The organism is Rhizobium sp. 01L419 (assembly GCF_056400025.1).
In genome coordinates this window covers 90,131-114,743 of record NZ_JBFTSM010000006.1, presented here as the reverse complement: position 1 = coordinate 114,743, position 24,613 = coordinate 90,131, and the positions used below count along the sequence as shown (strand labels likewise).

The 24,613-nt window shown below is 60.6% G+C and carries 19 protein-coding genes; 14 read left to right on the top strand and 5 right to left on the bottom strand.

Features of this window, described 5'->3' with window-relative positions:
- Window positions 1-10: 10 nt before the first annotated feature.
- Entirely contained in the window at window positions 11-841 is an 831-nt protein-coding gene (locus tag AC1DUP_RS13900; protein ID WP_113296865.1) for an MBL fold metallo-hydrolase, read from the top strand.
- Here AC1DUP_RS13900 and AC1DUP_RS13895 read toward each other — a convergent pair.
- Both AC1DUP_RS13895 and AC1DUP_RS13890 read right to left on the bottom strand, forming a co-directional pair.
- Entirely contained in the window at window positions 823-1,590 is a 768-nt protein-coding gene (locus tag AC1DUP_RS13895; RefSeq protein WP_113307936.1) for a polysaccharide deacetylase family protein, read from the bottom strand. The two genes, AC1DUP_RS13900 and AC1DUP_RS13895, sit on opposite strands and share 19 nt — an antisense overlap.
- Window positions 1,580-2,674: a glycosyltransferase gene (locus AC1DUP_RS13890; protein WP_113508193.1), complete on the bottom strand. Its 1,095-nt coding sequence runs from the start codon at window positions 2,672-2,674 to the stop codon at window positions 1,580-1,582. The genes AC1DUP_RS13895 and AC1DUP_RS13890 overlap by 11 nt, the downstream gene beginning before the upstream one ends.
- A gap of 192 nt (window positions 2,675-2,866) precedes the next feature.
- Here AC1DUP_RS13890 and AC1DUP_RS13885 point away from each other — a divergent pair, with 192 nt between their 5' ends.
- Window positions 2,867-4,582, top strand: coding sequence for an adenylate/guanylate cyclase domain-containing protein (locus AC1DUP_RS13885; RefSeq protein ID WP_113508192.1), 1,716 nt, complete (start codon window positions 2,867-2,869; stop codon window positions 4,580-4,582).
- Window positions 4,582-5,460: an FkbM family methyltransferase gene (locus AC1DUP_RS13880; RefSeq protein ID WP_113296869.1), complete on the top strand. Its 879-nt coding sequence runs from the start codon at window positions 4,582-4,584 to the stop codon at window positions 5,458-5,460. The genes AC1DUP_RS13885 and AC1DUP_RS13880 overlap by 1 nt, the downstream gene beginning before the upstream one ends.
- On the opposite strand, the gene AC1DUP_RS13875 is transcribed toward AC1DUP_RS13880, so the two are convergent.
- Window positions 5,457-6,362 (bottom strand): NAD(P)/FAD-dependent oxidoreductase, encoded by a 906-nt coding sequence (locus tag AC1DUP_RS13875; RefSeq protein WP_113307939.1) that lies wholly within the window; start codon window positions 6,360-6,362, stop codon window positions 5,457-5,459. The genes AC1DUP_RS13880 and AC1DUP_RS13875 overlap by 4 nt on opposite strands.
- A 136-nt stretch (window positions 6,363-6,498) precedes the next feature.
- On the opposite strand from AC1DUP_RS13875, the gene AC1DUP_RS13870 reads away from it, so the two are divergent.
- Entirely contained in the window at window positions 6,499-6,954 is a 456-nt protein-coding gene (locus AC1DUP_RS13870) for an Rrf2 family transcriptional regulator (RefSeq protein ID WP_113508191.1), read from the top strand.
- Between the two features lie 7 nt (window positions 6,955-6,961).
- Here the strand turns inward: AC1DUP_RS13870 and AC1DUP_RS13865 are convergent, their stop codons facing one another.
- Window positions 6,962-7,441: a class I SAM-dependent methyltransferase gene (locus AC1DUP_RS13865; RefSeq protein ID WP_113307941.1), complete on the bottom strand. Its 480-nt coding sequence runs from the start codon at window positions 7,439-7,441 to the stop codon at window positions 6,962-6,964.
- A 120-nt stretch (window positions 7,442-7,561) separates the two neighbouring features.
- On the opposite strand from AC1DUP_RS13865, the gene AC1DUP_RS13860 reads away from it, so the two are divergent.
- On the top strand, window positions 7,562-8,737 hold the full coding sequence (locus tag AC1DUP_RS13860) for a DUF3095 domain-containing protein (RefSeq protein ID WP_113508190.1): 1,176 nt from the start codon (window positions 7,562-7,564) through the stop codon (window positions 8,735-8,737).
- Here the strand turns inward: AC1DUP_RS13860 and AC1DUP_RS13855 are convergent.
- Window positions 8,727-10,076: a nucleotide sugar dehydrogenase gene (locus AC1DUP_RS13855; RefSeq protein ID WP_113296874.1), complete on the bottom strand. Its 1,350-nt coding sequence runs from the start codon at window positions 10,074-10,076 to the stop codon at window positions 8,727-8,729. The genes AC1DUP_RS13860 and AC1DUP_RS13855 overlap by 11 nt on opposite strands.
- A gap of 420 nt (window positions 10,077-10,496) precedes the next feature.
- On the opposite strand from AC1DUP_RS13855, the gene AC1DUP_RS13850 reads away from it, so the two are divergent.
- The 9 genes from AC1DUP_RS13850 (at window position 10,497) to AC1DUP_RS13810 (ending at window position 24,594) form a co-directional block, all read left to right on the top strand.
- Window positions 10,497-11,837 (top strand): adenylate/guanylate cyclase domain-containing protein, encoded by a 1,341-nt coding sequence (locus AC1DUP_RS13850; RefSeq protein WP_113307944.1) that lies wholly within the window; start codon window positions 10,497-10,499, stop codon window positions 11,835-11,837.
- A 184-nt stretch (window positions 11,838-12,021) separates the two neighbouring features.
- Window positions 12,022-13,911: an ABC transporter ATP-binding protein gene (locus AC1DUP_RS13845; protein ID WP_477832921.1), complete on the top strand. Its 1,890-nt coding sequence runs from the start codon at window positions 12,022-12,024 to the stop codon at window positions 13,909-13,911.
- A complete protein-coding gene (locus AC1DUP_RS13840; protein ID WP_113296877.1) occupies window positions 13,911-15,815 on the top strand; it encodes an ABC transporter substrate-binding protein in 1,905 nt (634 codons plus the stop codon). The genes AC1DUP_RS13845 and AC1DUP_RS13840 overlap by 1 nt, the downstream gene beginning before the upstream one ends.
- 3 nt (window positions 15,816-15,818) lie before the next feature.
- Entirely contained in the window at window positions 15,819-16,817 is a 999-nt protein-coding gene (locus AC1DUP_RS13835) for an ABC transporter permease (RefSeq protein WP_113296878.1), read from the top strand.
- Complete coding sequence (locus tag AC1DUP_RS13830) at window positions 16,817-17,992, top strand: ABC transporter permease (protein WP_162747080.1); 1,176 nt, start codon at window positions 16,817-16,819, stop codon at window positions 17,990-17,992. Before AC1DUP_RS13835 ends, AC1DUP_RS13830 begins: the two co-directional genes overlap by 1 nt.
- A 95-nt stretch (window positions 17,993-18,087) precedes the next feature.
- Window positions 18,088-19,296 carry a glycosyltransferase family protein gene (locus tag AC1DUP_RS13825; protein ID WP_113296880.1) on the top strand — a complete coding sequence of 403 codons (1,209 nt, stop codon included), beginning with the start codon at window positions 18,088-18,090 and terminating at the stop codon, window positions 19,294-19,296.
- Between the two features lie 11 nt (window positions 19,297-19,307).
- A complete protein-coding gene (locus AC1DUP_RS13820; RefSeq protein WP_113335333.1) occupies window positions 19,308-20,555 on the top strand; it encodes a glycosyltransferase family 4 protein in 1,248 nt (415 codons plus the stop codon).
- The gene (locus AC1DUP_RS13815) at window positions 20,552-21,685 is read left to right on the top strand and encodes a glycosyltransferase (protein ID WP_113508340.1); all 1,134 of its coding nucleotides are present in this window, start codon (window positions 20,552-20,554) and stop codon (window positions 21,683-21,685) included. The genes AC1DUP_RS13820 and AC1DUP_RS13815 overlap by 4 nt, the downstream gene beginning before the upstream one ends.
- Window positions 21,686-21,879: 194 nt before the next feature.
- The gene (locus AC1DUP_RS13810; protein WP_113307948.1) at window positions 21,880-24,594 is read left to right on the top strand and encodes an ABC transporter ATP-binding protein; all 2,715 of its coding nucleotides are present in this window, start codon (window positions 21,880-21,882) and stop codon (window positions 24,592-24,594) included.
- The last annotated feature ends 19 nt before the right edge of the window (window positions 24,595-24,613 follow it).

Sequence of the window (24,613 nt, the reverse complement as noted above, 5' to 3'; positions counted from 1 at the left end):
TTGAAGGAAAATGAGTAACGATCTGTTTCAGGTGAAATTTTGGGGCGTTCGGGGAAGCATTCCCGTGTCAGGCCCGGAATTCGACCGATATGGAGGCAACACCTCCTGCATAGAAATTCGTTGCGACGAGCACCGGATGATCTTCGATGCCGGCTCGGGTCTGCGCGAGGCGGGCCTGTCGCTACTTGCCGATGAGGTCCACGATGTCGACCTCTTCTTCAGCCACTGCCACTATGACCACATTATTGGCCTGCCCTTCTTCAAAGCGATCTACTACCCGTCGATCAACGTCAACATCTGGTCCGGCCACCTGGACGGCAAGATGAGCACGCGCGAGATGGTCGAACAGTTCATCAGCCCGCCCTGGTTCCCGGTGAAGACAGATATCTGTCAGGCAACGATGAACTTCCGCGATTTCCATGCGGGCCAGACACTGACCCCACACGCAGGCGTGGAGATGCAGACCTATATGCTGAACCATCCGGGCGGCGCGATCGGTTACCGCATTCGCTGGAAAGGCCGCGTGGTATCACTGATCTATGACATCGAGCACATTCCAGGCACGTACGATCCGGTCGTGCTTGAGATGATGAAGGACGCCGACCTCGTCGTCTATGACTGCACTTACAATGAAGACGAGATGCAGCGCTTCAAGGGCTTCGGCCACTCCACATGGCAGCACGGCACCGAACTTGCCACGATGGCCGGCGCCAAGCGCTTCGCCTTGTTTCACCATGCGCCCTCGCGCACCGATGAACAGCTCGCTGTCATGGAAAGCCAGGCGCAGGCCGTCTTTGCCGGCGCATTTGCCGCCCGCGACAATCAGGTCGTCGACATCTGATGCTGCACCAGCGCGCCTGCTGAAACCCATTCCACTGCGGGGTGGCCCGCAGTCGCCTCGAAGAGTTCGGCAAGGAAATCCCAGGCCGCCGCGTCATGCACCAGATGATGCCCGAGCACGCCGATCGGTTCGCTGCTACCCTCGAACCTGTCCTGCAACTCCGTGACCAGTGCGCCGATCAGGTCTGCCATCGGCCGCCCGCCGCGTGTGCCGTGCCAGTCCATGAGATCGACATGGGAGTTGATGATGGCGATCGGGTTTTCTCCCTTGACGCGCCCGTAGGTCGAAAGGGATTCGAAACCGAGCGCCGGCAGCTTGGGAATGAGACCCTTGTCGATCCGGTTCCAGGGCGGAACCAGCATTGCCAGAAAGCGTGTCGGGTAGAGACCCTTGAGCTTCAGGACGCCTTCGTAGAGTTCACCGAGAATGGTTTCTTGCAGGCGTGATCCGCCGAGCTCCTGCTTCTTGTCGTCAGGGCCGGCATGATTATGATGCGCCCAGCCGTGAACCGCCACGCTGACATGCACCTCTTCCGCAAGCCGCTGAGCGAGCGGGGCGCCCGTAAACGCCGGGATAACCGCAAGCGTGACGGGGATGCCGTAGCTTTTCGTCTCGGACAGCAGTCGCTCCAGCGCCGCCGTCGGCTCGATCGCATCGTCATCCCGCAGCCAGAGCCGGGCCGCGCGGCCGGCGTCGCGCCAGCGCTCCAGCTCCCGATACAACGGTTCGCGGATGGTGCTATCGATCATGTGCTGCTCCTGCATGATTGCGTAGGATCAAATCCAGTTCTTTCGCCGCGCCGGCGAGCGAGCGCTCGCCAATGACGAAGCGGCGGGCGGCTGACGCGATGGCGTCACGGCCCGCCCGGTCATCCAGCAGTCCGGCAATGGCCTGCGCATAGGCTTTCAGATCGCCATCAGGCGTCAATAGCCCGGTCACATCGGCCTTCACCACGGCAGGCACGCCTGCGGTCTTCTGCGCCACCACAGGAAGGCCCGCCGCCTGTGCTTCGAGATAGGCAAGCCCATAGGCTTCGCCGCAGCCCGGCCACACATACATGCCGCCCCTTGCCAGCAAGCCGGCGATCTCTTCCGGCGCCCTTTGGCCGAGCCAGTCGATGCGACCGGGCCCAAAGCCGGCAAACAGCGCCTCCACCTCTGCCCGTAGCGGACCGTCTCCTACGATGCCGAGCGTCCATGGACGCTGCTCGATCACCCGAAGTGCCGCGGCGAGCATCTTGTAGCTCTCCAGCTTGTCGCCGGCCCGCATCATGGCCACGGTCATCAAGCGTTGCGGATCGGGGATAGGCGACACCGCCTCGAAGAGCGCCGTGTCGATGAAAGGCTTTACTCCGGCGATGCGCGCCTCTGGAAAGACCTCTTCCAGTCCTTTCCGGTCGCGTTCGGTGAAGGCGATATTGACCGCCGCCTGGCGGATCGCGTCACCCACCGGTTTCTGAAAGAAGGCCCAGCCCAGCCCGTCGCGCTTGCGCGAATAGGAGGCTTCGGCCGTGACATAGGGAATCATGAATTCCGCCGAGATTGCCGGGCCGAAGAGATCGGGGGACTTGTAATAGGGATGGTAGCAGAACCAGAGTTCCGGTTTCGGCTCCTCCCGCCATTTGCTCCGCAGCCGCTCGAGCTCCCCTTCGGCTTTCGCCAGCACATCTGCAGCCGCCTCCGGCGTGCCGGCATGGACACGGAATTCGGACACGACGTCGACCGAATGCCCGGCCATTTCCAGCGCTCGGATCAACAGCTGCGCCATCAGCCGGTCGCCCGAAGGCACCGGATGACCAGGCGATTTCATCGGCGCGTAGAAAGCGATCCGCATCGCGACACCCCGCGTATGACAGTGTGTTTCCAATCGGCGCTCGCGCCGTAGGCGAAAATTTCCGCTATTGTCACTATCCTTGAATGATACAGACAGGCATACCGAAGCGATCGTGATTAGACGAGACGATAATTCCGCCCTTGTTCGTCCTCTCTAGTGCATTTGCGATTTGAGCTTCAAGAACAGGAATTGATGACCACGGTCTGGGCCACAGGGATTTTTTCGGAGCGTACGATCAGGAAGGCCAGACTCGGTTCCGGCCTTGTGATGTTCGTCTTCATCATCCTGCATATGTCAAACCATGCATTGGGGCTCGTTTCGCTGACGGCGGCCGATGATGCGCGCCGGTTGTTTCTGGCGATCTGGCGCAATCCGCTAGGCACCCTGCTCTTCTACGGCTCGGTCCTCGTCCACATGACGCTGGTGCTGCGCGGGCTCTATATGCGCCGCAGCCTCGTCATGCCGAAGAACGAAATGGCACAGATCGTTCTCGGCCTTCTGATTCCGCTGCTGCTCATCGACCATGTCATTGGCACACGCATCGTCCATGCACTCTACAGCTATACCGATAATTACGAGACGATCGTTCGCACGCTCTGGATCAACTCACCGCAGAACGGCGTTCGCCAGACTTTCGCACTGCTTGCGGTCTGGATCCACGGCTGTATCGGCGTACATTTCTGGCTGCGCTATCGGCCCTGGTACGAAAATTCCTCATCGCTGCTTCTGGCGATCGCCATCCTCCTGCCGGTGCTGGCGCTGCTCGGTTTCGTCGAGATGGGCCGCACGCTGTCCGATCCCTCCTACATCGCGGCCGAATCCGGACATTATGAAGAAACGATCAATACCCGCTATTACAACGATCCTGAGGCACGCGAGCAAATCGCGACGATCCGCGCCGTGCTCTATGGCAGCTTCTCCGCAGCGCTTGCCCTCGTCATTCTGGCGCGGGCGCGCCGCAGGCTGAGAGAGCGGGCGAACCAGGTCGCCGTTCACTATCCCGGCGGCGAGACGGTGCGCGTACCCCGCGGCTTCACGGTGCTGGAAGCAAGTCGGCTCGGCGGCCTGCCGCATTATTCGGTCTGTGGCGGCAAGGGTCAATGCTCCACCTGCCGTGTGCAGATACTCGGCGACTATTGGACCCTGCCGCCGCCCGACAAGCTGGAGCAAACGACGCTGAAGCGTATAAATGCCGCGCAGGACGTGCGCCTTGCCTGTCAGCTCCGCCCGGATAAGGATTTGACCGTGGCGCCGCTGCTCGTGCCACAGACGGAAACTGCCCTTCCCGCCAACAGCCAGGAAACCAGCCCCGGCAGCGAGCGCGAGATCGCCGTACTCTTTTGCGACATGCGCCATTTCACGACGCTGACCGAAACCCGCCTGCCCTTCGACGTCGTCTTCCTGCTCAACCGGTATTTCGGCATCGTCGGCAAAGCGGTGGAACAGGCCGGCGGACGGCTTGACAAATTCATCGGTGACGGCGCCATGGCACTCTTCGGCCTCAACACCACGCCTGAGGAAGCCTGCCGGCAGGCTGTAGCAGCCGCAACCGCGATTGTTGCCGAGGTTGAGAAGCTTGCCGCCGAACTCTCCGACGAACTGCCTTTGCCGCTGCAGATCGTCATCGGCATCCACACCGGCCCGGCGGTCGTCGGCACCATGGGCTATGGGCGCGTGCGCAGCCTGACCGCCGTCGGCGACACGGTCAATGTCGCAAGCCGTCTGGAGACGGCGGCTAAGGAGCTCAATGCCGCGATCGTCATTTCCGAGCCGGTCGCAATGCGCGCCGGCATTGATGCGGAAACGGTAGAAAGCTTCGAAATCAACGTGCGCGGTCGGGCGCTCCCCTTGAAAGTCTATGTCGTTCCGAGAGAGAAAGCGGCTGAACCGCTCAAGGAAAGACAATAATGTCCGGCCAAGCATGGCTTACCGCCAAATATTGGAAACGCCGCCTGCGAAAGGCGCGTAATGCGTTGGCCACGCGCTTCTTTGACACCCGCACCGGCCGCCGGCTGCTGATCGAAAATATCGGACTGCGCGTCACCTCCATGACCGTCGACGCCGGCGATCATCTGATGAGTTTTTCGCCCGCCGACTATATCGGCCGCAAGGTCTTCCGGAAGGGCCATTTCGAACGGCAGGCCGTCGACCGGCTGCTCGTGATCTTGCGCCAGCGCGGCCTGTTGAAGAAGGACAGCATGCTGCTGGAAATCGGCGGCAATATCGGCACGCAGACCGTCTATTTCGCGCTCGCCCGGGCATTTCAGGGGATTGTCAGCGTCGAGCCAGACCCGCGCAATTTTCGCCTTCTGGAACAGAATATCCGTCAGAACAGCCTTATGGACACGGTGCGTCTCGTCAATTGCGCTGCCGGCGAAGCTGGAGGCGAGATCGACTTCTTCCTGAACAGCGCCAATCACGGCAAAAGCAGCGCGATCCGCCAAAGTGCCACCGACCAGAAGATCAGCGTGCCGGTGCAGCCGGTTACCGGCATCCTCGACGGGCTCGGCATCGACCAGGCTGCCATCGGCCTCGTCTGGATGGATATCGAGGGATACGAGCCCGTTGCCTGCCGCTCAATGCTGCCGCTGCTCTCCCGCCGCACGCCGCTCTATATGGAATTCACGCCGCTTTTCTACGGTCCGGAGGGAACGCGGGATTTCGTTGCCTGGCTCGCCGGCTTCTATGAGGATTGCCTGGTCTTCTTCGAGGATTACGAGCAGCAGATGAAGGTGCGCGACCTGCCTGGAAGCATCGACCAGTACGACGTGCTGTTCCTGCCTTAGGCGGCGGACTGCATTGCCAGCGATTGATGGCAATGCACGCCGGCAAGCACGCCTGAGGCGGAAGCGAGTGTGGCGTTATGCATGGCGCTTGCCGCATCGCCGGCGGCAAAGACACCCTTGACGGTGGTTTCCTTGTTATCGCTGGTCCGGATGAGCGGGCCGAACGGGCCGTCGTCAAAGACACAGCCGAGCCGTTCGGCAATCGGGCTCGCCATCGCCGTTTTCGGAGCGACAAACACAGCATCCAGCGGCACGACCCGGCCATCGGCAAGGCGAACGGCATCAAGTTTGGGATTGCCGCCCAATAATTCCACGACAGGGCTGCGTTCGATCCGAACGCCGCGCGCGGTCAGCCGTACGAGTTGCTCTTCATCGGGCTCGAACAGCGCTTGGGTGAAATAGGTTGTCTCCCCCCAGTCGGGGATTAGGATGGCCGAATGTGCCGAGTGCGGATGGTTTGCGAGAACGCCGAGCTTGCCGCCGCTCACCTCATAACCGTGGCAATAGGGGCAGTGCAGCACGGAACGCCCCCATCGGTCGCGCAGACCGGATATCTCGGGCAGCGTGTCGCTGATGCCGGTTGCCAGGACGATGCGCGCGGCCCTTTCTTCACCACCATCCTTGATGCCAATGACGAATTCGTCGCCATTGGCACGCGCCTGAATGACTTCCCCGTCGCGGATGGTGATGGTCGGATAAAGCGAAAGCTGCCGCTTTCCCTCCCGCATGATCGCCGCCGGCGTCTGCCCGTCCTGGCCCAGGAAGCCATGTGACGCCTGCGAAAACCGATTGCGCGGCGCGCCCGCGTCAATCAGCAGAACGCGGCGTCGCGCCCGTACAAGCTGCATGGCCGCGGACAGGCCGGCGAAATTTCCGCCTATAACGATGACCTCGAATGACATGAAACCCTCCTTTGACGACGCCTCTATCTTGCAGCAACATAAGTTACATGAAACAACGCAGTCAAGCATCATGTTACTTGTCTTGTTACGATCCGCTTGTGATAATGGCCCGTTCGATCGACGGAAATAGAACTTCATGCGCAATGACAGCCGCCTTTCACGCATGCTGCACGTGCTGATCCACATGGATCGGCATGAGCATTCTGCGACCTCCGAGATGATTGCAAAGATGCTGAACACCAATCCCGTGGTCGTCCGCCGCACCATGGCTGGCCTTCGTGAACAGGGCTATGTCCGTTCCGAAAAAGGGCACGGCGGGGGCTGGACGCTGGTGCGGCCTTTGTCGGAAATCACCCTGCTCGATGTCTACCGCGCCATCGGCGAACCACATCTTTTCGCCATCGGCCCGGCCGACGATCAACCGAAGTGCCTTGTGGAACAGGCCGTGAATGCCGCCCTCGAGGATGCGATGAAGGAGGCACAGGCCCTGCTCCTGCGGCGATTGGGCAGCGTGACACTGAACGAAATCGCGGCCGACTTCGAAGCTAAATCTGCCGCGGTCTCGGCTACGTCCTATTCCTGCGCCTCATAAGCGCGGATCATTTCCTGCGGTAGAGAAAATATCGCCCCTCTTTGATGCCGCCGGGCAAAGGCAGAGGCAAGAGCTCGGGATGTTCCAGCGGCAGGCCGCTGACGGCAATGCCGTGATGGGTAAGCACGCCGGCCATCAGCTGCGGCAGCCAGGTCAGCGTCACGGCATCGATCTCGTCATGACCGGTGCCGATATCGGCATGGGCGAGCGCGGCATTGATCCCGAGGAACGTCTGGCCGGTATCGCGGATATTGCCTGTCACCATATTTTCGGCCGGCGGCGTGGAGGCGGAATAGGATCGTATTTCCCAATCGAAGGCGATGATGCGCCGGTCAGAAAAATGCTCGCGCAGATGGTCGTAGGTGCGGCCATTGCCGAGGCCGAATTCGAGCACCGGCCCCTCCACCTCTTCCACAAGATCGATGATGGCATTGAGAATATCGCGTTGAGCCGTCAATCGGCGAATGAAGCTATCGAGGCGGCTCATCTTATCCTGTCCGTCATAAAATATGTCAGCGGTGCTACCATATCGATGCGGTGCAAGTCGATTGCCCGAAACGCAAATTGCCGTTGCAGCGGTAACACGGGTCTGTGATAAACTCGGCCCATGAACGAGATCTCCAACGACGCATTCTTCGCCAACGTGCCGGTCTTCAGCGACTTCGAAGGCGTGACCGATGAGAGCCATTACCGGCCGCTGCCCGAAGGGTGGGTGCTGGCAATGGCCGATATCGTCGGCTCGACCAAGGCGATCGCCGGCGGGCGCTACAAGGACGTCAACATGGCCGGCGCCAGCGTCATTTCCGCGGTGCTGAATGCCGTCGGCAAGGGCGACTATCCTTTCGTCTTCGCTGGTGACGGCGCGCTGATCGCCTTGCCCGCTTCGCTTGAGAAGGAGGCGCGCGAAGCGCTTGCCGCGACACAGGCCTGGGTGAAGGAGGATCTTGACCTTGATCTCCGTATCGCCATCGTGCCGATCGCCGATATCCGCGCGGAAGGTCTCGATGTGCGCGTCGCCCGCTATTCGGCAAGCCCCTTTGTCACCTATGCGATGTTTTCCGGCGGTGGCACGATCTGGGCCGAGAAGAACATGAAGATGGGATGGTACGGCGTCGAAAAGGCCGCGCCCGGCGCTCGCCCGGATCTGAACGGTCTCTCCTGCCGCTGGAGCCCGATCGAGGCGCGCAATGGCGAGATCGTCTCGATCATCGCCGTTCCCGGCGACGACGGTCCAGGGCCAGAATTTCAGGCTCTTGTCGCCGGCATCGTTTCCATCACGGCAGAACAGAACCGCGGCGGGCATCCGGTGCCCGAAGATGGGCCGGAGCTTGCCTTCTCGATGAAGGGCATCAATCGCGAGGTGAATGCCACCGCACCTGAGGGCAAACGCCTGCGACAAAAGCTCTTCATCCTCCTGCAGATCGGACTGACCGTTTTCCTGCACAAATTCGGCATCACTTTCGCGCATTTCAACGCGCGCCGCTATAAGAAGGACGTCTCGGGCAATTCGGATTTCCGCAAATTCGACGACGGGCTGAAGATGACCATCGATGTCGACGCCGCCCACCTCGCCCGCATCGAGATGCTGCTGAAGCAGGCCCAGCAGGAGGGAGTGGCGCGCTACGGCCTGCACCGCCAGTCATCGGCACTGATGACCTGCTTTGTGCCGACGCCACTGTCGCGTGACCACATGCACTTCATCGATGGCGCAGCCGGCGGCTATGCCGTCGCCGCCAGCCAGATCACCGGCAAGCAGCTTTCCGGCGTGCTCGTTACGCCTTGATGACGTGATCGCCCGAGAGGCCGAGCCGGCTTAAGACGTTTCGGGTGTCGACAATCAGTCTGGCGTTTTTCGAAAGAGCCGCATAGTCGATCATGTCGTGATCGGTCGCGATGAGAACCGCGTCGTATCCTGCAATGGCTTCCGGTCTCAGGTCGACGGATTTCCGGCCCTTCAGCGCTTGATATTCGCGCGTCTGTGGAATTTCCGCGACGAAGGGGTCATGATAATCCGCCTTGCCGCCGCGCTCCTCGATGATTTCGATCAGACGCAGCGACGGGCTTTCCCTGATATCGGCAACGTTCTTCTTGTAAGCGAGGCCAAGCACGAGGACGCGTGAGCGGCTAAGCGCCTTACCGGCCCGGATATCCAGCGCCTCGGCCAGTTTGCCGACGACATAGCGCGGCATCGCCGAATTGATCTCGCCGGCAAGCTCGATGAAACGGGTCGGCAGCTCGTATTCGCGCGACTTCCAGGTGAGATAAAAGGGATCGATCGGAATGCAGTGGCCGCCGAGACCGGGACCGGGATAGAAGGGCATATAACCGAACGGCTTGGTCTTGGCAGCGTCGATGACTTCCCAGACATCGATGCCCATTGCCGCGTAGACGGTCTTCAGCTCGTTGACGAGTGCGATATTGACCGAGCGGAAGATGTTTTCGGTGAGCTTGACTGCTTCCGCCGTCGCATTGGAGGAGACCGGAACGACGGTCGAGACGGCTGTCCCGTAGAAGGATTTCATCAGCGACAGTGCTGCCGCACCATCGCCTGCAACGACCTTCGGGATGGTCGCGGTGTGGTAATGCTGGTTACCGGGGTCTTCACGCTCCGGCGAGAAGCCGACAAAGAAGTCGGAACCGGATTTCAGCCCGGTCTCTTCGAGAATGACCTTTACGATATCGTCGGTGGTACCCGGGTAGGTAGTCGATTCCAGCACGATGAGCTGGCCCGGCCGCAGATGGGCGGCAATCGCCCGCGACGTGGCTTCCACGAAAGAAAGATCGGGATCGCGATGTTTGGTAAGCGGCGTCGGCACGCAGATGACGATCACATCGCAATCCGAAAGGCTGGCGAAATCGGTCGTCGAGAAAAAACGCCCCGCATCGATCTCGGCCGTCAGCGCCTCGTTCGTCACCGCATCGATGTAGGAGCGGCGGGCATCCAGTGCGACGATCTTCTTGGGGTCGATATCGAAGCCGGTCACGGCAAAGCCGCTGCGTGCCACAGCCATCGCCAGCGGTAGGCCGACATAGCCAAGGCCGATAATGCCAGCGCGCGCCGTGCGGGCCTCAATCTTCTTTGAAAGCGTCTCGAAGGTGGAAGAGCGTGCGTCCAAGGCCATGCCTCTTGCGAAAAGTGAATCCGAACGCTGATCTAATGCATGATCGCGGCAAATTAAACCCAGCCCCTTCGCAGCGTCTGACCGTGCCGCGCCTTGGATTCATTAGCCGGGTGTTGCCGAAATGACCCGGGACCGCCGGTCCCGGCAACCAGGACGCACAAAAAAATGCGTATCCCATTGTTTCGCACTTCCGACGTGCCTATTTGGGCAAATGATAATGAACCACTTCGCAAAGATTGCTCGCCCGTTTCCAGGAGGTCGGAAGCCGGCGGGTGTCAGTGCCGGGTCATCGGCACATCGTTGACACGATAATACCGCTCGTACATCCTGAATTCTTTGCGATCTGCTCACCGTGAATGGGCAGGTCCGGGTTGTTTTTGTCTTTGGGGATGGACGTGCGACATGAGGATCATACCAAGAATGAGCACGATCGAATCCAGCGTATCCTCCATTTTGTTGGACCGTGTTGCTGAATGGCTGACGAATTCTTCGCTGGCCGGTGACGACCTTGAAAACATCGTGCGCGGTTTCTGCGAGCGGCTTGCGGCCGCCGGATTGCCACTTGCGCGCGTCCACCTGACCTTCTCGATGCTGCATCCGCTCTACGACGCACTGAGCTTCACCTGGAAGCGCGCCAGCGGTGTCACCATCGAGGGCTTCCGCATGCCGGCCGGCCAGAAGCCGGACCGTTTCCTGCAGAGCCCTTATTTTTATCTTCTCGACAACAATCTGCAGCATATCCGTCGCCGCATCATGGCGGAGGGGCCGAGTGAATTTCCGATCTTCGAGGATCTGCGCCAGGAAAAAATCACCGATTATCTTGCCTTCGTGCAGCCCTTCGGCGATGGATCGGCGCAGGGCATGATGGGTTCCTGGTCGACCGACAGCCCGGCCGGATTTTCAGACGACATGATCGACGCGCTGCTGCGCATGCAGAACCATCTGGCGGTCGCCGCCAAGATGGCTGTGCTTGCCAAACTCGCCAACAATATGCTGACCACCTATCTCGGCGGCGATGCCGGCAAGCGCGTGCTGAACGGCCAGGTCCGCCGCGGCGATGGCGAGACGATCCGTGCCGCCCTTGTCATGGCGGATATGCGTGAATCCACCATGTATGCCGAAAAGGAAGGCCGGCAGGCCTATATCGATACGCTCAACCAGTTCTTCGATGCGATCGCCGCACCCTTCAACCGCAACGGCGGTGAAATCCTGAGCTTCCTCGGTGACGGCTTCCTGGCCGTCTATCCCTGCGGTCGCCACAAGGACCCGTCGAAGATCGCCTGCGAGGCAGCGCTTTCCGCCGTGCATCATGCGCAGGCGCGTGTTGCCGAACTGAACAAGGATCGCGAGACGAAGGGGCTTCCGAAGATCGGCTACGGGATCGGCCTGCATGTCGGCAACGTCATGTTCGGCAATGTCGGCCTGAAGGATCGGCTTACCTTCTCTGCCTTCGGTTCGGCTGTGAACGAGGTGCAGCGCCTGCAGGTGCTGACGAAGAAATACGCTCGCGAGGTCGTCGCGAGCCAGGCCTTTGCCGGCTATTGCGGCGGCGAATGGATCACGCTCGGCGAGGAAAAGCTGCGCGGCATCCGCCAGAAGGTGACGGTGCTCCAGCCGCGGGCCCCGGCATCTGCCATTCACGTCGACGAAGGCTTCCGCGAATCCGTTCAGAACGGCCTTTCGGAAGCCGAACAGGTCATCATGCTTCACCGCGACAAGAAACAGGTAAAACACCCGCCGATCGAAAAATTCATTCAGTAACCACGCGCGAACATTGCAGAGGCTTCAGCCGCTGCGCCGCACATCAGAACCTTCGCATCAAGCGCCCTGTAAAATGGGCGCCATGTGCCATTTTTTCCCATGTCTGTCATCAACTGGACACCCCGTTTACGGTACGATAGTGTGCCTTAACGGGAACACATAAGGACTGGGGAATTTCATTGGTATGGCGTCTGCTGCCGATCTGTTGCGTGTTGAGAATCTGGATGTCGCCTTCTCCGTTTTCGGCGACCGGCTGCGCGTCGTAAAGGAAGCCAATCTCCGCATCCTGCCGGGGAAAGTGACTGCCCTCGTCGGCGAAAGCGGCTCTGGCAAATCCGTCATCAGCCAGGCGATCATGGGCATCCTGCCGGCACCCGCCCATGCGAGCGGCCGTATTCTGTTTACTGATCCGCTGGACGGCAAGGCGACCGATATCCTGTCGCTTTCGCGTGACAGTGCCGAGATGCGTGACCTGCGTGGCCGCCGCATGGCGACCATCTTCCAGGAGCCGATGACGTCGCTCTCACCGCTCCATACGGTCGGCAACCAGATCGGCGAAGTATTGCTGATCCACACGGATGCCGACAAGAAGGAAGCGCGCGAGCGCACCGAGAAAATGCTCAGCCTCGTCGGCTTTTCCAATCCGAAGCGTACTTACGACATGTATCCGTTCGAACTTTCCGGCGGCATGCGCCAGCGCGCCATGATTGCCATGGCGCTGATCTGCAAGCCGGCACTGCTGATCGCCGACGAGCCGACCACGGCGCTCGACGTGACGATCCAGGCGCAGATCCTCGAATTGCTGCGCGACCTGCAGGCCAAGCTCGGCATGGCCATGCTGCTCATCACCCACGACCTCGGTGTCGTCGCCAATATGGCCGACGAGGTGGTGGTGATCTATCACGGCGAAATCATGGAAGCAGGCCCCGTCGAAGCGATCTTCCGCAATCCGCAGCATCCCTATCTCAAGGCCCTGATGGCCGCTGTTCCGCACTTTGACATGAAGCCAGGCGAGCGGCTGAAGGCGCTTCGCGAGGTTCCGGTCAATCTAGAATCGCTGATCGGTAAGAAGAAGCCGGTCGAGAAGGAAGCGCCGGGCGTGCTGCTCTCCGTTGCCAACCTTTCCAAGACCTACAAGACGCGCAAGCGCGGCTTTTTCGGTGGGCAGGAAGCAGCCGTCGTGCATGCTGTCGACGATGTCAGCTTCGATATCCGCCGCGGCGAGTGTCTCGGACTGGTCGGCGAATCCGGCTGCGGCAAGACGACGGTCAGCAAAATCCTGATGCGCGCAATTACCCCGGATAGCGGGGCGGTCGTCTTCAACGACGGCAAGGAGGTCATCGATGTCCTCTCCGTCAAGGGTTCGGAACTGCAGGACCTGCGCACCAAGATCCAGATGGTGTTCCAGGATCCGGTCTCCTCGCTTTCGCCGCGCATGACAGTTCGCAATATCCTGAGCGAACCGCTGGAGATTCATGACCGCGGCGACAGCGCCGAGCGCAAGGCCAAGGTCGAGGGGTTGATGGGCGCAATCGGCCTCGACCGTCGCTATCTCAACCGCTATCCGCACAGTTTCTCCGGCGGCCAGCGCCAGCGCATCGGCATTGCCCGCGCCCTCGCCCTCGGCCCCAAGCTCGTCATCCTCGACGAACCGGTCTCGGCCCTCGACGTCTCGGTTCAGGCGCAGATCCTCAATCTGTTGAAGGACCTGCAGAAGGAGCTGGGGCTCACCTACCTCTTCATCTCGCACAACCTCGCAGTCGTCGATTATATGGCCGACCGCATCGCCGTCATGTGCAGGGGCCGCATCGTCGAAATCGCACCGCGCGAGATCATCCTACGCAATCCGGTTCACCCCTATACGAAGTCATTGCTTGCCGCCGTTCCCTTCCCGGATCTCGACAGGCCACTCGACTTCAAGGCGCTGCAGGAAAACGGCGCGGCCGACAAGCAGAACTGGGGGCCTGTCTTCCGGGCGGACCACGATGACGCCTCCGAACTCGCTTATGCCGATCTCGGCGGCGGCCATCTGGTGCGCGCCCGCAAGGGTGCCGATGCTAAGGAGCTGGTCTGATGGTAACGCGCCGCATCTTTCTCGGCGGCCTGATCGGTTCGGCCATAGCGCCTTCGGTGCTGCGGGCTCAACCGATCGCCGAGCCAGAATTTTTGAAGGCCAGGGTCGCTGACGGTAGCTTGCCGCCAATGGCAGAGCGCATTCCGACTGAGCCGCGTATCGTCAATCTCAAGGAGATGGGCCGCGTGCCCGGCACCTATGGCGGCAATGTGCGCACCATCATCGGCGGCGTGCGCGATATCCGCTACATGACGGTCTATGGCTATTCGCGGCTGGTCGGCTACGACACGAAGTTGCAGTTGCAGCCCGATATCCTGCGGGACTTCACCTCGGAGAATGACACGGTCTTCACGTTCCGCCTGCGCGAGGGGCACAAATGGTCGGACGGTCACCCCTTCACGGCGGAAGCCTTCCGCTATTGGTGGGAAGAAGTCATCCTCAACAAGGAACTGACGCCCGGCGGCGGCGCTCTGGAGCTGCGTCCTCACGGCTCCCTGCCGCGCTTTGAAGTGCTCGACGAACTGACTGTGCGCTATAGCTGGGACAAGCCTAACCCGGTTTTTCTGTCGGCGCTTGCCGGGCCTCTGCCGCTCGTCATCTATGGCCCCGGCCATTACCTGAAGCAGTTCCACAAGGGCTTTCAGGACAAGGCCAAGCTTGAAGAGCTGATGAAAAAGAACCGCGCCAAGAAGTGGGCCGATCTGCACATCAAGATGGCCCTCGCTTCTCGGCCCAACAATCCCGAGCTGCCGACGCTCGATCCCTGGCAGAACCGCACGGCTCCGCCGGCCGATCAGTTCATCTTCGACCGCAATCCCTTCTTCCACCGCGTCGATGAGAACGGCATGCAGTTGCCCTATCTCGACCGCTTCATCCTCAATGTCTCGTCTTCGTCTATCATCGCCGCCAAGGCGGGTGCTGGCGAATCCGATTTGCAAGCGACCGGCATCGACTTCAACGACTACACTTTCCTGAAAGAGGCAGAAAAGCGCTTCCCGGTGAAGGTCGATCTCTGGAAGATGGCGCGCGGCTCGCGCATCACACTGTTGCCGAACCTCAATGTCGCCGACGAAGCCTGGCGCGCGCTCTTTCGCGACGTGCGCTTCCGCCGGGCCTTGTCGCTGGCGATCGACCGGCACGAGATCAACATGGTCGCTTTCTACGGCCTCGGCAAGGCGAGTGCCGATACGGTGTTGCCCGAAAGCCCGCTCTTCAAGCAGGAATATGCCGACGCCTATGTGAATTTCGACCCTGACACGGCCAACAAGCTGCTCGACGAACTCGGCCTCGACAAGCGCGACAGCGATGGCATCCGCCTGCTGCCTGATGGACGCCGCGCCGAGATCACCGTCGAGACAGCCGGCGAGAGCAATCTCGACACGGATGTTCTGGAACTCGTGCACGATCACTGGGCCAAGATCGGCCTGGCGCTCTTCACCCGCACCTCGCAGCGCGACGTCTTCCGCAATCGCGCCATGAGCGGCTCGATCATGATGTCGATCTGGTACGGGCTGGATAACGGTGTGCCAACCGCCGACATGTCTCCCTATGGACTAGCCCCTACGCTGGATGACCAGCTTCAATGGCCGCTCTGGGGCATGTACTATCTTTCGGCCGGTCAGGAAGGCAAAGCTCCCGATCTGCCGGAGGCGGCCGAACTTGTGGATCTCCTGAACCAGTGGGGCGCAAGTGCTACGACGGAAGAGCGTGAGGTTATCTGGCACAAGATGCTGTCCCTCTATACCCAGCAGGTCTTTTCGATCGGCCTCATCAACAGCACTCTGCAGCCGATCCTCACGTCCGCCAAGATGCAGAACGTGCCGGAGCACGGACTTTACGGCTTCGATCCGACCTCCTTCCTCGGCGTCTACATGCCGGACACCTTCTGGTTCAAGGAGGCCTGAGCAATGATCCGCTATATCCTCTGGCGTATCGCCGCCATGGTGCCGACCCTGCTCGTGATATCGGCGCTGGTCTTCGTCATCATCGAACTGCCACCGGGTGACTTCTTCGAAAGCCAGATCGCCGAACTGCGCGCCCAGGGCGAGACCGCAAATCTGCAGGAAATCGAGGAACTGCGCCATCAATACGGTTTCGACCAGCCGGAGATCGTGCGTTACTTCTTCTGGGTCGGCGGCATGCTGCACGGCGATTTCGGCTATTCCTTCGAATATCAGCTGCCGGTTTCCGACGTCGTGGGCGACCGCCTGTGGCTGACGATCCTCGTCTCCTTCTCGACCATCCTTCTCACCTGGCTGATCGCCTTCCCGATCGGCATCTATTCGGCCACCCATCAATATAGCTGGGGCGACTACGGACTGACTTTCTTCGGCCTGCTCGGCATCGCCATCCCGAACTTCATGCTGGCGCTGATCCTGATGTATTTCGCCAATGTCTGGTTCGGACTCTCCATCGGCCATCTGATGGATCAGCAATATCTGAACGAGCCGATGAGCTGGGCGAAGGCGAGGTCGATTCTTTCTCACCTCTGGATCCCCGTCGTCATCGTCGGAACGGCCGGCACAGCCGGCATGATCCGTCGCCTTCGCGCCAACCTGCTCGACGAGATGCAGAAGCAATATGTGACGACAGCGCGCGCCAAGGGGCTGCATCCGGTGCGCGCGCTGGTCAAATATCCGCTGCGCATGGCGCTCAACTTCTTCGTCGCCGATATCGGCTCGATCCTGCCGTCGATTATTTCGGGCGCGGAGATCGTCGCCATCGTGCTGTCGCTGGAAACCACGGGGCCGATGCTCATTAAGGCACTGCAGAGCCAGGATATGTATCTTGCCGGCTCGTTCCTGATGTTCCTCGCCTTCCTGAACGTCATCGGCGTGCTGATTTCCGATATCGCGCTCGGCTTCCTTGATCCCCGCATCCGTCTGCAAGGCAGGAGCACCAAATAATGTCGCCCCTACCCGCTCCCGGTGCGCCGCTGCCGCACTATGTTTCGACCGCCCCGTTCGATCCGATCGCAACGGAGACGATGACATCTGCGCAGTCTCGTATCCACCTCGCCTCGCAAAAGCAGCTCATGTGGTGGAAGTTCAAGCGCCACAAGCTGGCGCTTGCATCCGGCATTTTCCTCGCCGCCGTCTACTTCATGATCCTGATCGTCGAGTTCCTGGCACCTTACGGACTGCATACCCGCAACGTCGATTTCATCCATTCGCCGCCGCAGCGCGTCCGTCTTTTCGACAGCCAGGGCAATTTCGTCGGCCCCTTCGTCTATGGCCGGCAGATGACGCTCGATATCGACACCCTGCACCGTCTCTATACCGACAAGCAGAACGACATCCAGCCGATCCGCTTTTTCTGCCGTGGCGATGGCTACAAGTTCTGGGGGCTCGTCGCATCCAATTATCATCTCGTCTGCCCTGCGATCGGCGGGCAGATGTTCCTGCTCGGCACCGACCGTCTCGGCCGCGACGTGCTTTCGCGCATTCTCTACGGCGCCCGTATCTCCCTTACCATCGGGCTGATCGGTATTTCCATCAGCTTTGTGCTCGGCATCGTCATCGGCGGCCTCGCTGGTTATTGGGGTGGCATCTTCGACCTCATCGTCCAGCGCTTGATAGAAGTGCTGCAATCACTGCCCTCCCTGCCGCTCTGGATGGCACTTGCCGCCATCATGCCGGTGACATGGAGCCCAATCGTCATCTATTTCGGCATCACCGTCATTCTTGGCATCATCGACTGGACAGGGCTTGCCCGCGCCGTACGCTCCAAGCTTCTGGCGCTGCGTGAGGAAGATTATGTCCAGGCAGCCCAGCTCATGGGTGCCAGCACGCCCCGTGTCATCGGCCGGCATCTCGTGCCCGGCTTCATGTCGCATCTCATCGCATCCGCCACCATTTCCATTCCGGGTATGATCCTCGGTGAGACGGCGCTCTCCTTCCTTGGCCTCGGCCTGCGGCCGCCCATTACCAGCTGGGGCATTCTTTTGACAGAGGCCAAGAGCGTCAGCGTCATCGCCTTCTATCCGTGGCTGCTGTTCCCGATCGTTCCGGTGGTGCTGGTGATTTTGGCGTTCAATTTTCTGGGAGATGGCTTGCGCGATGCGGCAGATCCCTACAAATAGCGTCGAGTTCGGCCGGGTGCTTCGCGTCCGCCGCCTCGTGGCCTCCGATTTACGGGGGTGGTAGAAGTATGTCGTCCACCTCAGAGGGCACACACATGGCCAGACGCCTCGAAGATGCACGCATCCTCATGTACAGCCACGATACATTCGGCCTCGGCCATTTGCGCCGATGCCGCGCGATCGCCCATGCTCTCGTCGAGGACTATCGCGGCCTGAACATCCTGATCATATCAGGCGCGACGATTGCCGGCGCCTTCGATTATCGTGCCCGCGTCGACTTCGTGAAGATCCCGAGCGTCATCAAGCTTCGCAACGGCGAATATACGTCGCTTGCCAGCCACATCGACCTGCACGAGACGATGAAGATGCGCGAATCCAGCATTCGCCACACGGCGGAGACCTTCCAGCCCGACATCTTCATCGTCGACAAGGAGCCGATGGGTCTGAAGGGCGAGGTCGAGGAAACGCTTGCCTATCTGAAGGCGCGCGGCACCATTCTGGTGCTGGGTCTGCGAGAGATCATGGACGCGCCGCATCTGCTCGAAGCCGAGTGGAAGAAGAACAGCGTGATGCAGAAGATCGATCAATATTACGATAGCATCTGGGTCTACGGACCGCCGGATTTCTACGATCCGCTCGTTGGCCTCGACGTGCCCCCGAGTGTTCGCCGCAAGATGGATTTCGTCGGCTTCCTGCAGCGTAGTGTCTCCAAGGGCAAGAACTCGCTGAACGCCCGCAAGGATGATTATATCCTTGTCACGACCGGCGGCGGTGGCGATGGTTCCGATCTCGTTCACGACGTGATGAATGCCTATGAGGCCGATGAGACGCTGACGCAGAAAGCGCTTGTCGTACTTGGTCCGTATATGCCGGCGGCCGAACGTGCAAAGCTGGTGAAAAAAGGCGAGCAGATCCCCTATATCGAGGTAATCGAGTTCGACAATCACATGGAAGAGCTGATCGACGGCGCGACCGCCGTCGTCGCCATGGGGGGCTACAACACCTATTGCGAGATCCTCTCCTTCGACAAGCCGGCGCTCATCGTACCGCGCGTTGCCCCGCGCGAGGAGCAGCTACTACGCGCCCGCCGCGCCAGCGAACTCGGTCTCGTCGACATGCTTCTGCCTGAGCAGTCGGGCGACCCCTCCGTCATGGCGGAGACGCTGAAGCGCCTGCCTGCGCGACTTCCGCCATCGAAGAGCGGCTGCAATATGCACCTTGAGGGGCTGGATCACATTTCCCGCACCGTCGGCACATGGCTGGATAGCCGCGGACGCCATCTTTCCCTCGTCGGCGCAGAATAAAGAGCCATCCTTTGCCGCCACGTCGCAAGATTCTCGTCGTGCTGAAAGGCTATCCCCGCCTTTCGGAAACCTTCATTGCCCAGGAATTGCTCGGCCTCGAAAAGGCCGGCTTCGACCTGACGCTGATTTCCATGCGCCGGCCGACCGACAAGAAGCGTCATCCTGTCCATGACGAGATCAAAGCGCGCGTCGTCTATCTACCAGAATATCTGCACGAAGAGCCGATCCGCGTGCTGAAGGGCCTCCTTGCCGGCTTTTCGAAACCCGGTTTCGGCGCGCTGATGAAGCGTTTCCTTGCCGATCTGCCGCGCGACATTTCCCGCAACCGCTTCCGCCGGCTCGGCCAGGCGCTGGTGCTGGCGCGCGAATGGCCTGACAACGGCGAGTGGCTGCATGCTCATTTCATCCATACACCGGCTTCGGTGACGGAATATGCGAGCATTCTGACAGACACGCCCTGGACCTGCTCGGCCCATGCCAAGGATATCTGGACTTCACCCGACTGGGATCTCGGCCAGAAGCTCGGAAGCGCCCGCTGGGCGGTCACCTGCACCCGCAGCGGCTACGAGCATATGAAAGCGCTGACGGGGCGCCAGAATGCGGTACATCTGAGCTATCATGGCCTCGACCTCGCCCGCTTCGGCCATTTCGCCGGCGAGCGCTCGAACCGTAACGGCAGCGATCCCGCCGACCCCGCCTTCATCCTCAGCGTTGGTCGGGCGGTGGAAAAAAAGGGCTACGACGTGCTGCTGCGCGCGCTTGCCCTGCTGCCTGGGGAAATCAACTGGCGCATGGACCATATCGGTGGTGGCGAGGAGCTTTCCAAGCTGAAAAAGCTTGCCGCTGAACTCGGCCTTGCCGATCGCATCACCTGGAAGGGTGCACTGGCGCAGGACGACGTGCTCGATCACTATCGCCGCGCCGACCTCTTCGCGCTCGCCTGCCGCATCGCCGCCAATGGCGACCGCGACGGGTTGCCGAACGTGCTGGTCGAGGCTTCCAGCCAGCGGCTCGTCTGTCTCTCTACCAACGTCTCCGGCGTGCCGGAACTGCTAAGCGACGGCGAAAACGGTCTGGTCGTGCCGCCCGAAGATCCGGCAGCCCTTGCAAAGGCGCTCGAGATGGCGATCCGCAATCCCGATCTGCGCGAGCGGCTGGGCGATGCGGCGGAGGAGCGCGTGCGCGACCATTTCGACTATCATTCCAGCATCCGGCAGCTGAGCGGCCTGTTCGAAGCAGAATGGCAGAAGGCGTCATGAGAGCTCCCCGCATCTTCTTTTATGTTCAGCATCTGCTCGGCATCGGTCATATTGCACGCGCCAGCCGCATCGCCAATACGCTGGTGAAGGATGGCTTCGAGGTCACCGTCGTCACCGGCGGCCTGCCAGTACCTGGCTTTCCAGGCGAGGGTGTCAAGACGATCGAGCTGCCACCCGTCGTTGCCAGCAATATCGGCTTTTCCGGCCTTGCCGATGTCGATGGGCAGGCTGCGGGCGAAGAGTTTCTTTCCAGGCGACGCGACCTGCTTCTCAAAGCCTTTGAGGAAGCAAGGCCTGATGTCGTCATTATCGAGGCTTTCCCGTTCGGCCGTCGGCAGATGCGCTTCGAATTGCTGCCGCTGCTCGATGCGATTGAGACCGTCGAGCCGCGGCCGAAGCTCTTAAGTTCGGTGCGCGACATCCTGCAGGAAAACCGCAAGCCCGGCCGCGACGAGGAAACGGTCAAGCTGATCAAGGACCATTTCGACGCCGTGCTCGTGCATGGCGATCCTGAATTCGTGCGCCTGGAGGACACTTTTCCGTTCGCCGTCGAGATCGCCGACCGGCTGCGCTATACCGGTCTCGTTGCTCCACCGCCGGCACCGGAACCATCCGAGACATTCGACATCATCGCTTCGGCGGGCGGCGGCGCCGTTGGGCTGGAGCTGATGCGCGCCGCGCGCGGTGCGGCCGCACTCCTGCCTGCCGAGATCAGCTGGCTGCTGATTACAGGTCCCAACCTTCCCGCAGCCGATTTTTCCGCATTGTCTGAAGATGCGCCTGCCAATGTCACCCTGGTGCGGTTCCGCAAGGACTTCCCCTCGCTGCTGCGTGGTGCGAAAGTCTCGATCTCGCAGGCCGGCTACAACACGGTGGGTGATCTCTTACGCACCCGATGCCACTCGATCCTCATCCCCTTCATGGCGGCCGGTGAGACGGAGCAGACCGTGCGCGCCGAACGGCTGCGGGCGCTTGGTCTTGCCGAAATCCTCCCGGAGGACGGGCTGACCGTCGACGATGTCAAGGCTGCGGTCGAACGGGCTCTTGCAGCACCGTTGCGTCCGGCCATTTCCCTCAATCTCGACGGAGCGGCAAAAAGTGCGGCCATCATTCGCTCAATGATCGGCTGAAACCCTCGCCTATTCTAAAATTCATGTGATATAAGAAAATTTCCGGCGAGAATCGGCGTTTCGACATTAGTCCGCTCCGCCTTGTTTTCGTTGCGATATCGGCGGTCTGACTGCATGGTCCTGTACTCGGAGATTCTCCCTTCCCCGGCATCAGGATCGCTGTACGGACTTTCCCCACAGTCTGACGGTTAGCCATGGAAAAAAGCCTCGCGCGCTACATCTGGAAGAACACGCGGCTGCAGCAGCTCTGGATTCTGCTGGTCGTCGCAGCCTCCATGGTGCCCTACTTTCTATCCTTCGACCTGCCGAAGCAGATCGTCAACGGACCTATCCAGGGTGACGGCTTCGAAGGGCCGGGTGCGCGACAGACCTTCATGCACATCGCCTACGACATCCCGCTGATCGGCCATGTCGAATTCTTCAAGGGCCTGGAGCTCAACCGCTTCCAGATGCTGATGGCGCTGAGCCTCGTCTTCCTGGCGCTGGTGGTGCTGAATGGCCTCTTCAAGTTTTATATCAACACCTATAAGGGTCGGCTTGGCGAACGCATGCTGCGCCGCATCCGCTTCGAGCTTATCGATCGCGTGCTGCGCTTCCCGCCCTCCCATTTCAAACGGGTGAAATCGGCCGAAATCGCCACCATGATCAAGGACGAGGTGGAGCCGATGGGCGGCTTCACGGGCGACGCCTTCGTTTCACCCGCCCTGCTCGGCGGTCAGGCGATTACCGCGCTGGCCTTCATCATCATCCAGAATTTCTGGCTGGGCATGATCGCGGCGGGCATCGTCGGCGTGCAGGCCATCGTCATTCCCCGCATGCGCAAGCGTCTCTTGGAACTCGGCCGCCAGCGCCAGTTGACCGCGCGTGAACTTTCGGGACGCGTGGGCGAGATCGTCGACGGCATCGGCACGATCCACGGCAACGACACCTCCAATTTCGAGCGTGCCGATATTGCAACCCGCCTCGGCCGCATCTTCTCGATCCGCTACGACCTTTATCAGTGGAAGTTTCTGGTCAAGTTCATCAACAACTTTCTCGCCCAGGTCACGCCCTTCCTGTTCTACGCAATCGGCGGTTATCTGGCGCTGCAGGGCCGGCTCGACATCGGTCAGCTCATCGCCGTCATTTCCGCCTACAAGGACCTGCCCGGCCCGCTGAAGGAGCTGATCGACTGGGACCAGATGCGCCAGGACGTGCAGGTCAAGTATGCGCAGGTCTACGAGCAGTTCAACGTCGAGCCGCTGATCGATAGCCGCATCCAGGAGCTTGCAACGGCGCCGATCGCGCCGCTGACGAGCGCCTTCGTCGTCACAAACCTCTCGGTCAGCGACGACAGCGGCGCACGCCTCGTCGATCACGTCTCGGTCGAGATCAAACCGAACGAGACAGTTGCGATCGTCGGGCCGAACGGCAGCGGCGCGGAGGCCTTTGCCGAAGCGCTCGGCCGTCTCGTCTGGCCGGATTCCGGCCGCATCACCATCGACGGACAGGATCTGCTGGATCTGCCGGAATCGATCACCGGCCGGCGCATCTCCTATGCGGCCGCCGACAGCTATTTCTTCCACGGCACGCTGCGCGACAACCTCGTCTACGGCCTCAAGCATGCGCCGATGAAAGAACCCGAATATGATGACAAGACTGCCCAGGAATACAAATGGCACGTGGCGGAATCGCAGAAGGCCGGCAATCCGACGCTCGACCTCAACAGCGACTGGGTCGACTACGGCGCTGCCGGCGCAAATGGACCTGAAGACCTGCTGAAGGCGATCCGGCCGGTGCTCGACGCCGTCATGATGTCGCAGGACATTCTGGATCTGGCGCTGCGCTCGACCGTCAATACCGAGGTTCATACAGCGCTCGGTAGCCATATCGTCGAACTCAGGACGTCGCTGCGTGAGCGGCTTGCCGGGGAAAACCTCGACGCGATCGTCGTGCCCTTCGATTTCGACACTTACAATACGCAGGCAACCGTCGGCGAGAACCTGCTCTTCGGTACGATGAAGCGGCCGCTGATGAACAACCGACGGCTTGCCGGCCATCCCTATTTCCAGCAGCTCTTCCGCGATACAGGGCTCAGCACCGATCTCTATGCTATGGGCCTGGAAATTGCCGAGAACGCGGTGGAACTCTTCCATGACCTGCCGCCGGACCACCCCTTCTTCCAGCAGCTCACCTTCATGACGGCGGATGACATTCCGACCTACCAGGCGCTGCTGCAGAAGCTGCAGGGCAAGCGCTTCGAGGATGCGACGCCGGAAGACCGGGCAAGCATCATCCGTCTGAGCTTTGCCTATATCGAACCACGGCACCGCTTTGGCCTACTGACCCAGGCGCTGACGGACAAGATCGTCAGTGCCCGCAAGCAGTTCCATCAGAATATCCCCGACGACCTCGCCGAACTGATCGAGCGTTATGACATCAGCCGCTTCACGGCCTCCGCAAGCCTGATGGACAACGTGCTCTTCGGCCGAATCGCCTATCAGCAGGCCGATGCCTCCGACCGCATTCGCCTCATCATGGGTGAGCTCTTCGATGCGCTCGATCTCTATGACGACGTATTGTCGATCGGCCTTGAATTTGACGTCGGCTCCGGCGGCAAGCGGCTGACGGGGGTGCAGCGACAGAAGCTCAATCTTGCCCGCGCGCTGCTCAAGCGGTCCGACTACTTCATCTTCAACCGGCCGATCCCGGCGCTCGACCAGCGCATCCAGGACCAGATCACCCGCAACATCATCGAAGGCCTGCACGAGGAGGGCAAGCGCCCGGCGATCATCTGGGTGTTGTCAAACGCCAAGCTTGCCGAAATCTTCGATCGGATTCTGCTCTTCGATCGCGGCGATCTTGCCGAGGCGGGCAACTATCCGGAACTTTCCGCGAAAAACGGGATGTTCAAGGAACTGTTATCGTAATATTCTATTGGGGCGGCAG

What these genes read in the sequence shown, in the direction of transcription:
- AC1DUP_RS13900 (WP_113296865.1), top strand. Translation starts at nt 11, where the DNA reads ATGAGTAACGATCTGTTTCAGGTGAAATTTTGGGGCGTTCGGGGAAGC.
- AC1DUP_RS13895 (WP_113307936.1), bottom strand. Translation starts at nt 1,590, where the DNA reads ATGATCGATAGCACCATCCGCGAACCGTTGTATCGGGAGCTGGAGCGC.
- AC1DUP_RS13890 (WP_113508193.1), bottom strand. Translation starts at nt 2,674, where the DNA reads ATGCGGATCGCTTTCTACGCGCCGATGAAATCGCCTGGTCATCCGGTG.
- AC1DUP_RS13885 (WP_113508192.1), top strand. Translation starts at nt 2,867, where the DNA reads ATGACCACGGTCTGGGCCACAGGGATTTTTTCGGAGCGTACGATCAGG.
- AC1DUP_RS13880 (WP_113296869.1), top strand. Translation starts at nt 4,582, where the DNA reads ATGTCCGGCCAAGCATGGCTTACCGCCAAATATTGGAAACGCCGCCTG.
- AC1DUP_RS13875 (WP_113307939.1), bottom strand. Translation starts at nt 6,362, where the DNA reads ATGTCATTCGAGGTCATCGTTATAGGCGGAAATTTCGCCGGCCTGTCC.
- AC1DUP_RS13870 (WP_113508191.1), top strand. Translation starts at nt 6,499, where the DNA reads ATGCGCAATGACAGCCGCCTTTCACGCATGCTGCACGTGCTGATCCAC.
- AC1DUP_RS13865 (WP_113307941.1), bottom strand. Translation starts at nt 7,441, where the DNA reads ATGAGCCGCCTCGATAGCTTCATTCGCCGATTGACGGCTCAACGCGAT.
- AC1DUP_RS13860 (WP_113508190.1), top strand. Translation starts at nt 7,562, where the DNA reads ATGAACGAGATCTCCAACGACGCATTCTTCGCCAACGTGCCGGTCTTC.
- AC1DUP_RS13855 (WP_113296874.1), bottom strand. Translation starts at nt 10,076, where the DNA reads ATGGCCTTGGACGCACGCTCTTCCACCTTCGAGACGCTTTCAAAGAAG.
- AC1DUP_RS13850 (WP_113307944.1), top strand. Translation starts at nt 10,497, where the DNA reads ATGAGCACGATCGAATCCAGCGTATCCTCCATTTTGTTGGACCGTGTT.
- AC1DUP_RS13845 (WP_477832921.1), top strand. Translation starts at nt 12,022, where the DNA reads ATGGCGTCTGCTGCCGATCTGTTGCGTGTTGAGAATCTGGATGTCGCC.
- AC1DUP_RS13840 (WP_113296877.1), top strand. Translation starts at nt 13,911, where the DNA reads ATGGTAACGCGCCGCATCTTTCTCGGCGGCCTGATCGGTTCGGCCATA.
- AC1DUP_RS13835 (WP_113296878.1), top strand. Translation starts at nt 15,819, where the DNA reads ATGATCCGCTATATCCTCTGGCGTATCGCCGCCATGGTGCCGACCCTG.
- AC1DUP_RS13830 (WP_162747080.1), top strand. Translation starts at nt 16,817, where the DNA reads ATGTCGCCCCTACCCGCTCCCGGTGCGCCGCTGCCGCACTATGTTTCG.
- AC1DUP_RS13825 (WP_113296880.1), top strand. Translation starts at nt 18,088, where the DNA reads ATGGCCAGACGCCTCGAAGATGCACGCATCCTCATGTACAGCCACGAT.
- AC1DUP_RS13815 (WP_113508340.1), top strand. Translation starts at nt 20,552, where the DNA reads ATGAGAGCTCCCCGCATCTTCTTTTATGTTCAGCATCTGCTCGGCATC.
- AC1DUP_RS13810 (WP_113307948.1), top strand. Translation starts at nt 21,880, where the DNA reads ATGGAAAAAAGCCTCGCGCGCTACATCTGGAAGAACACGCGGCTGCAG.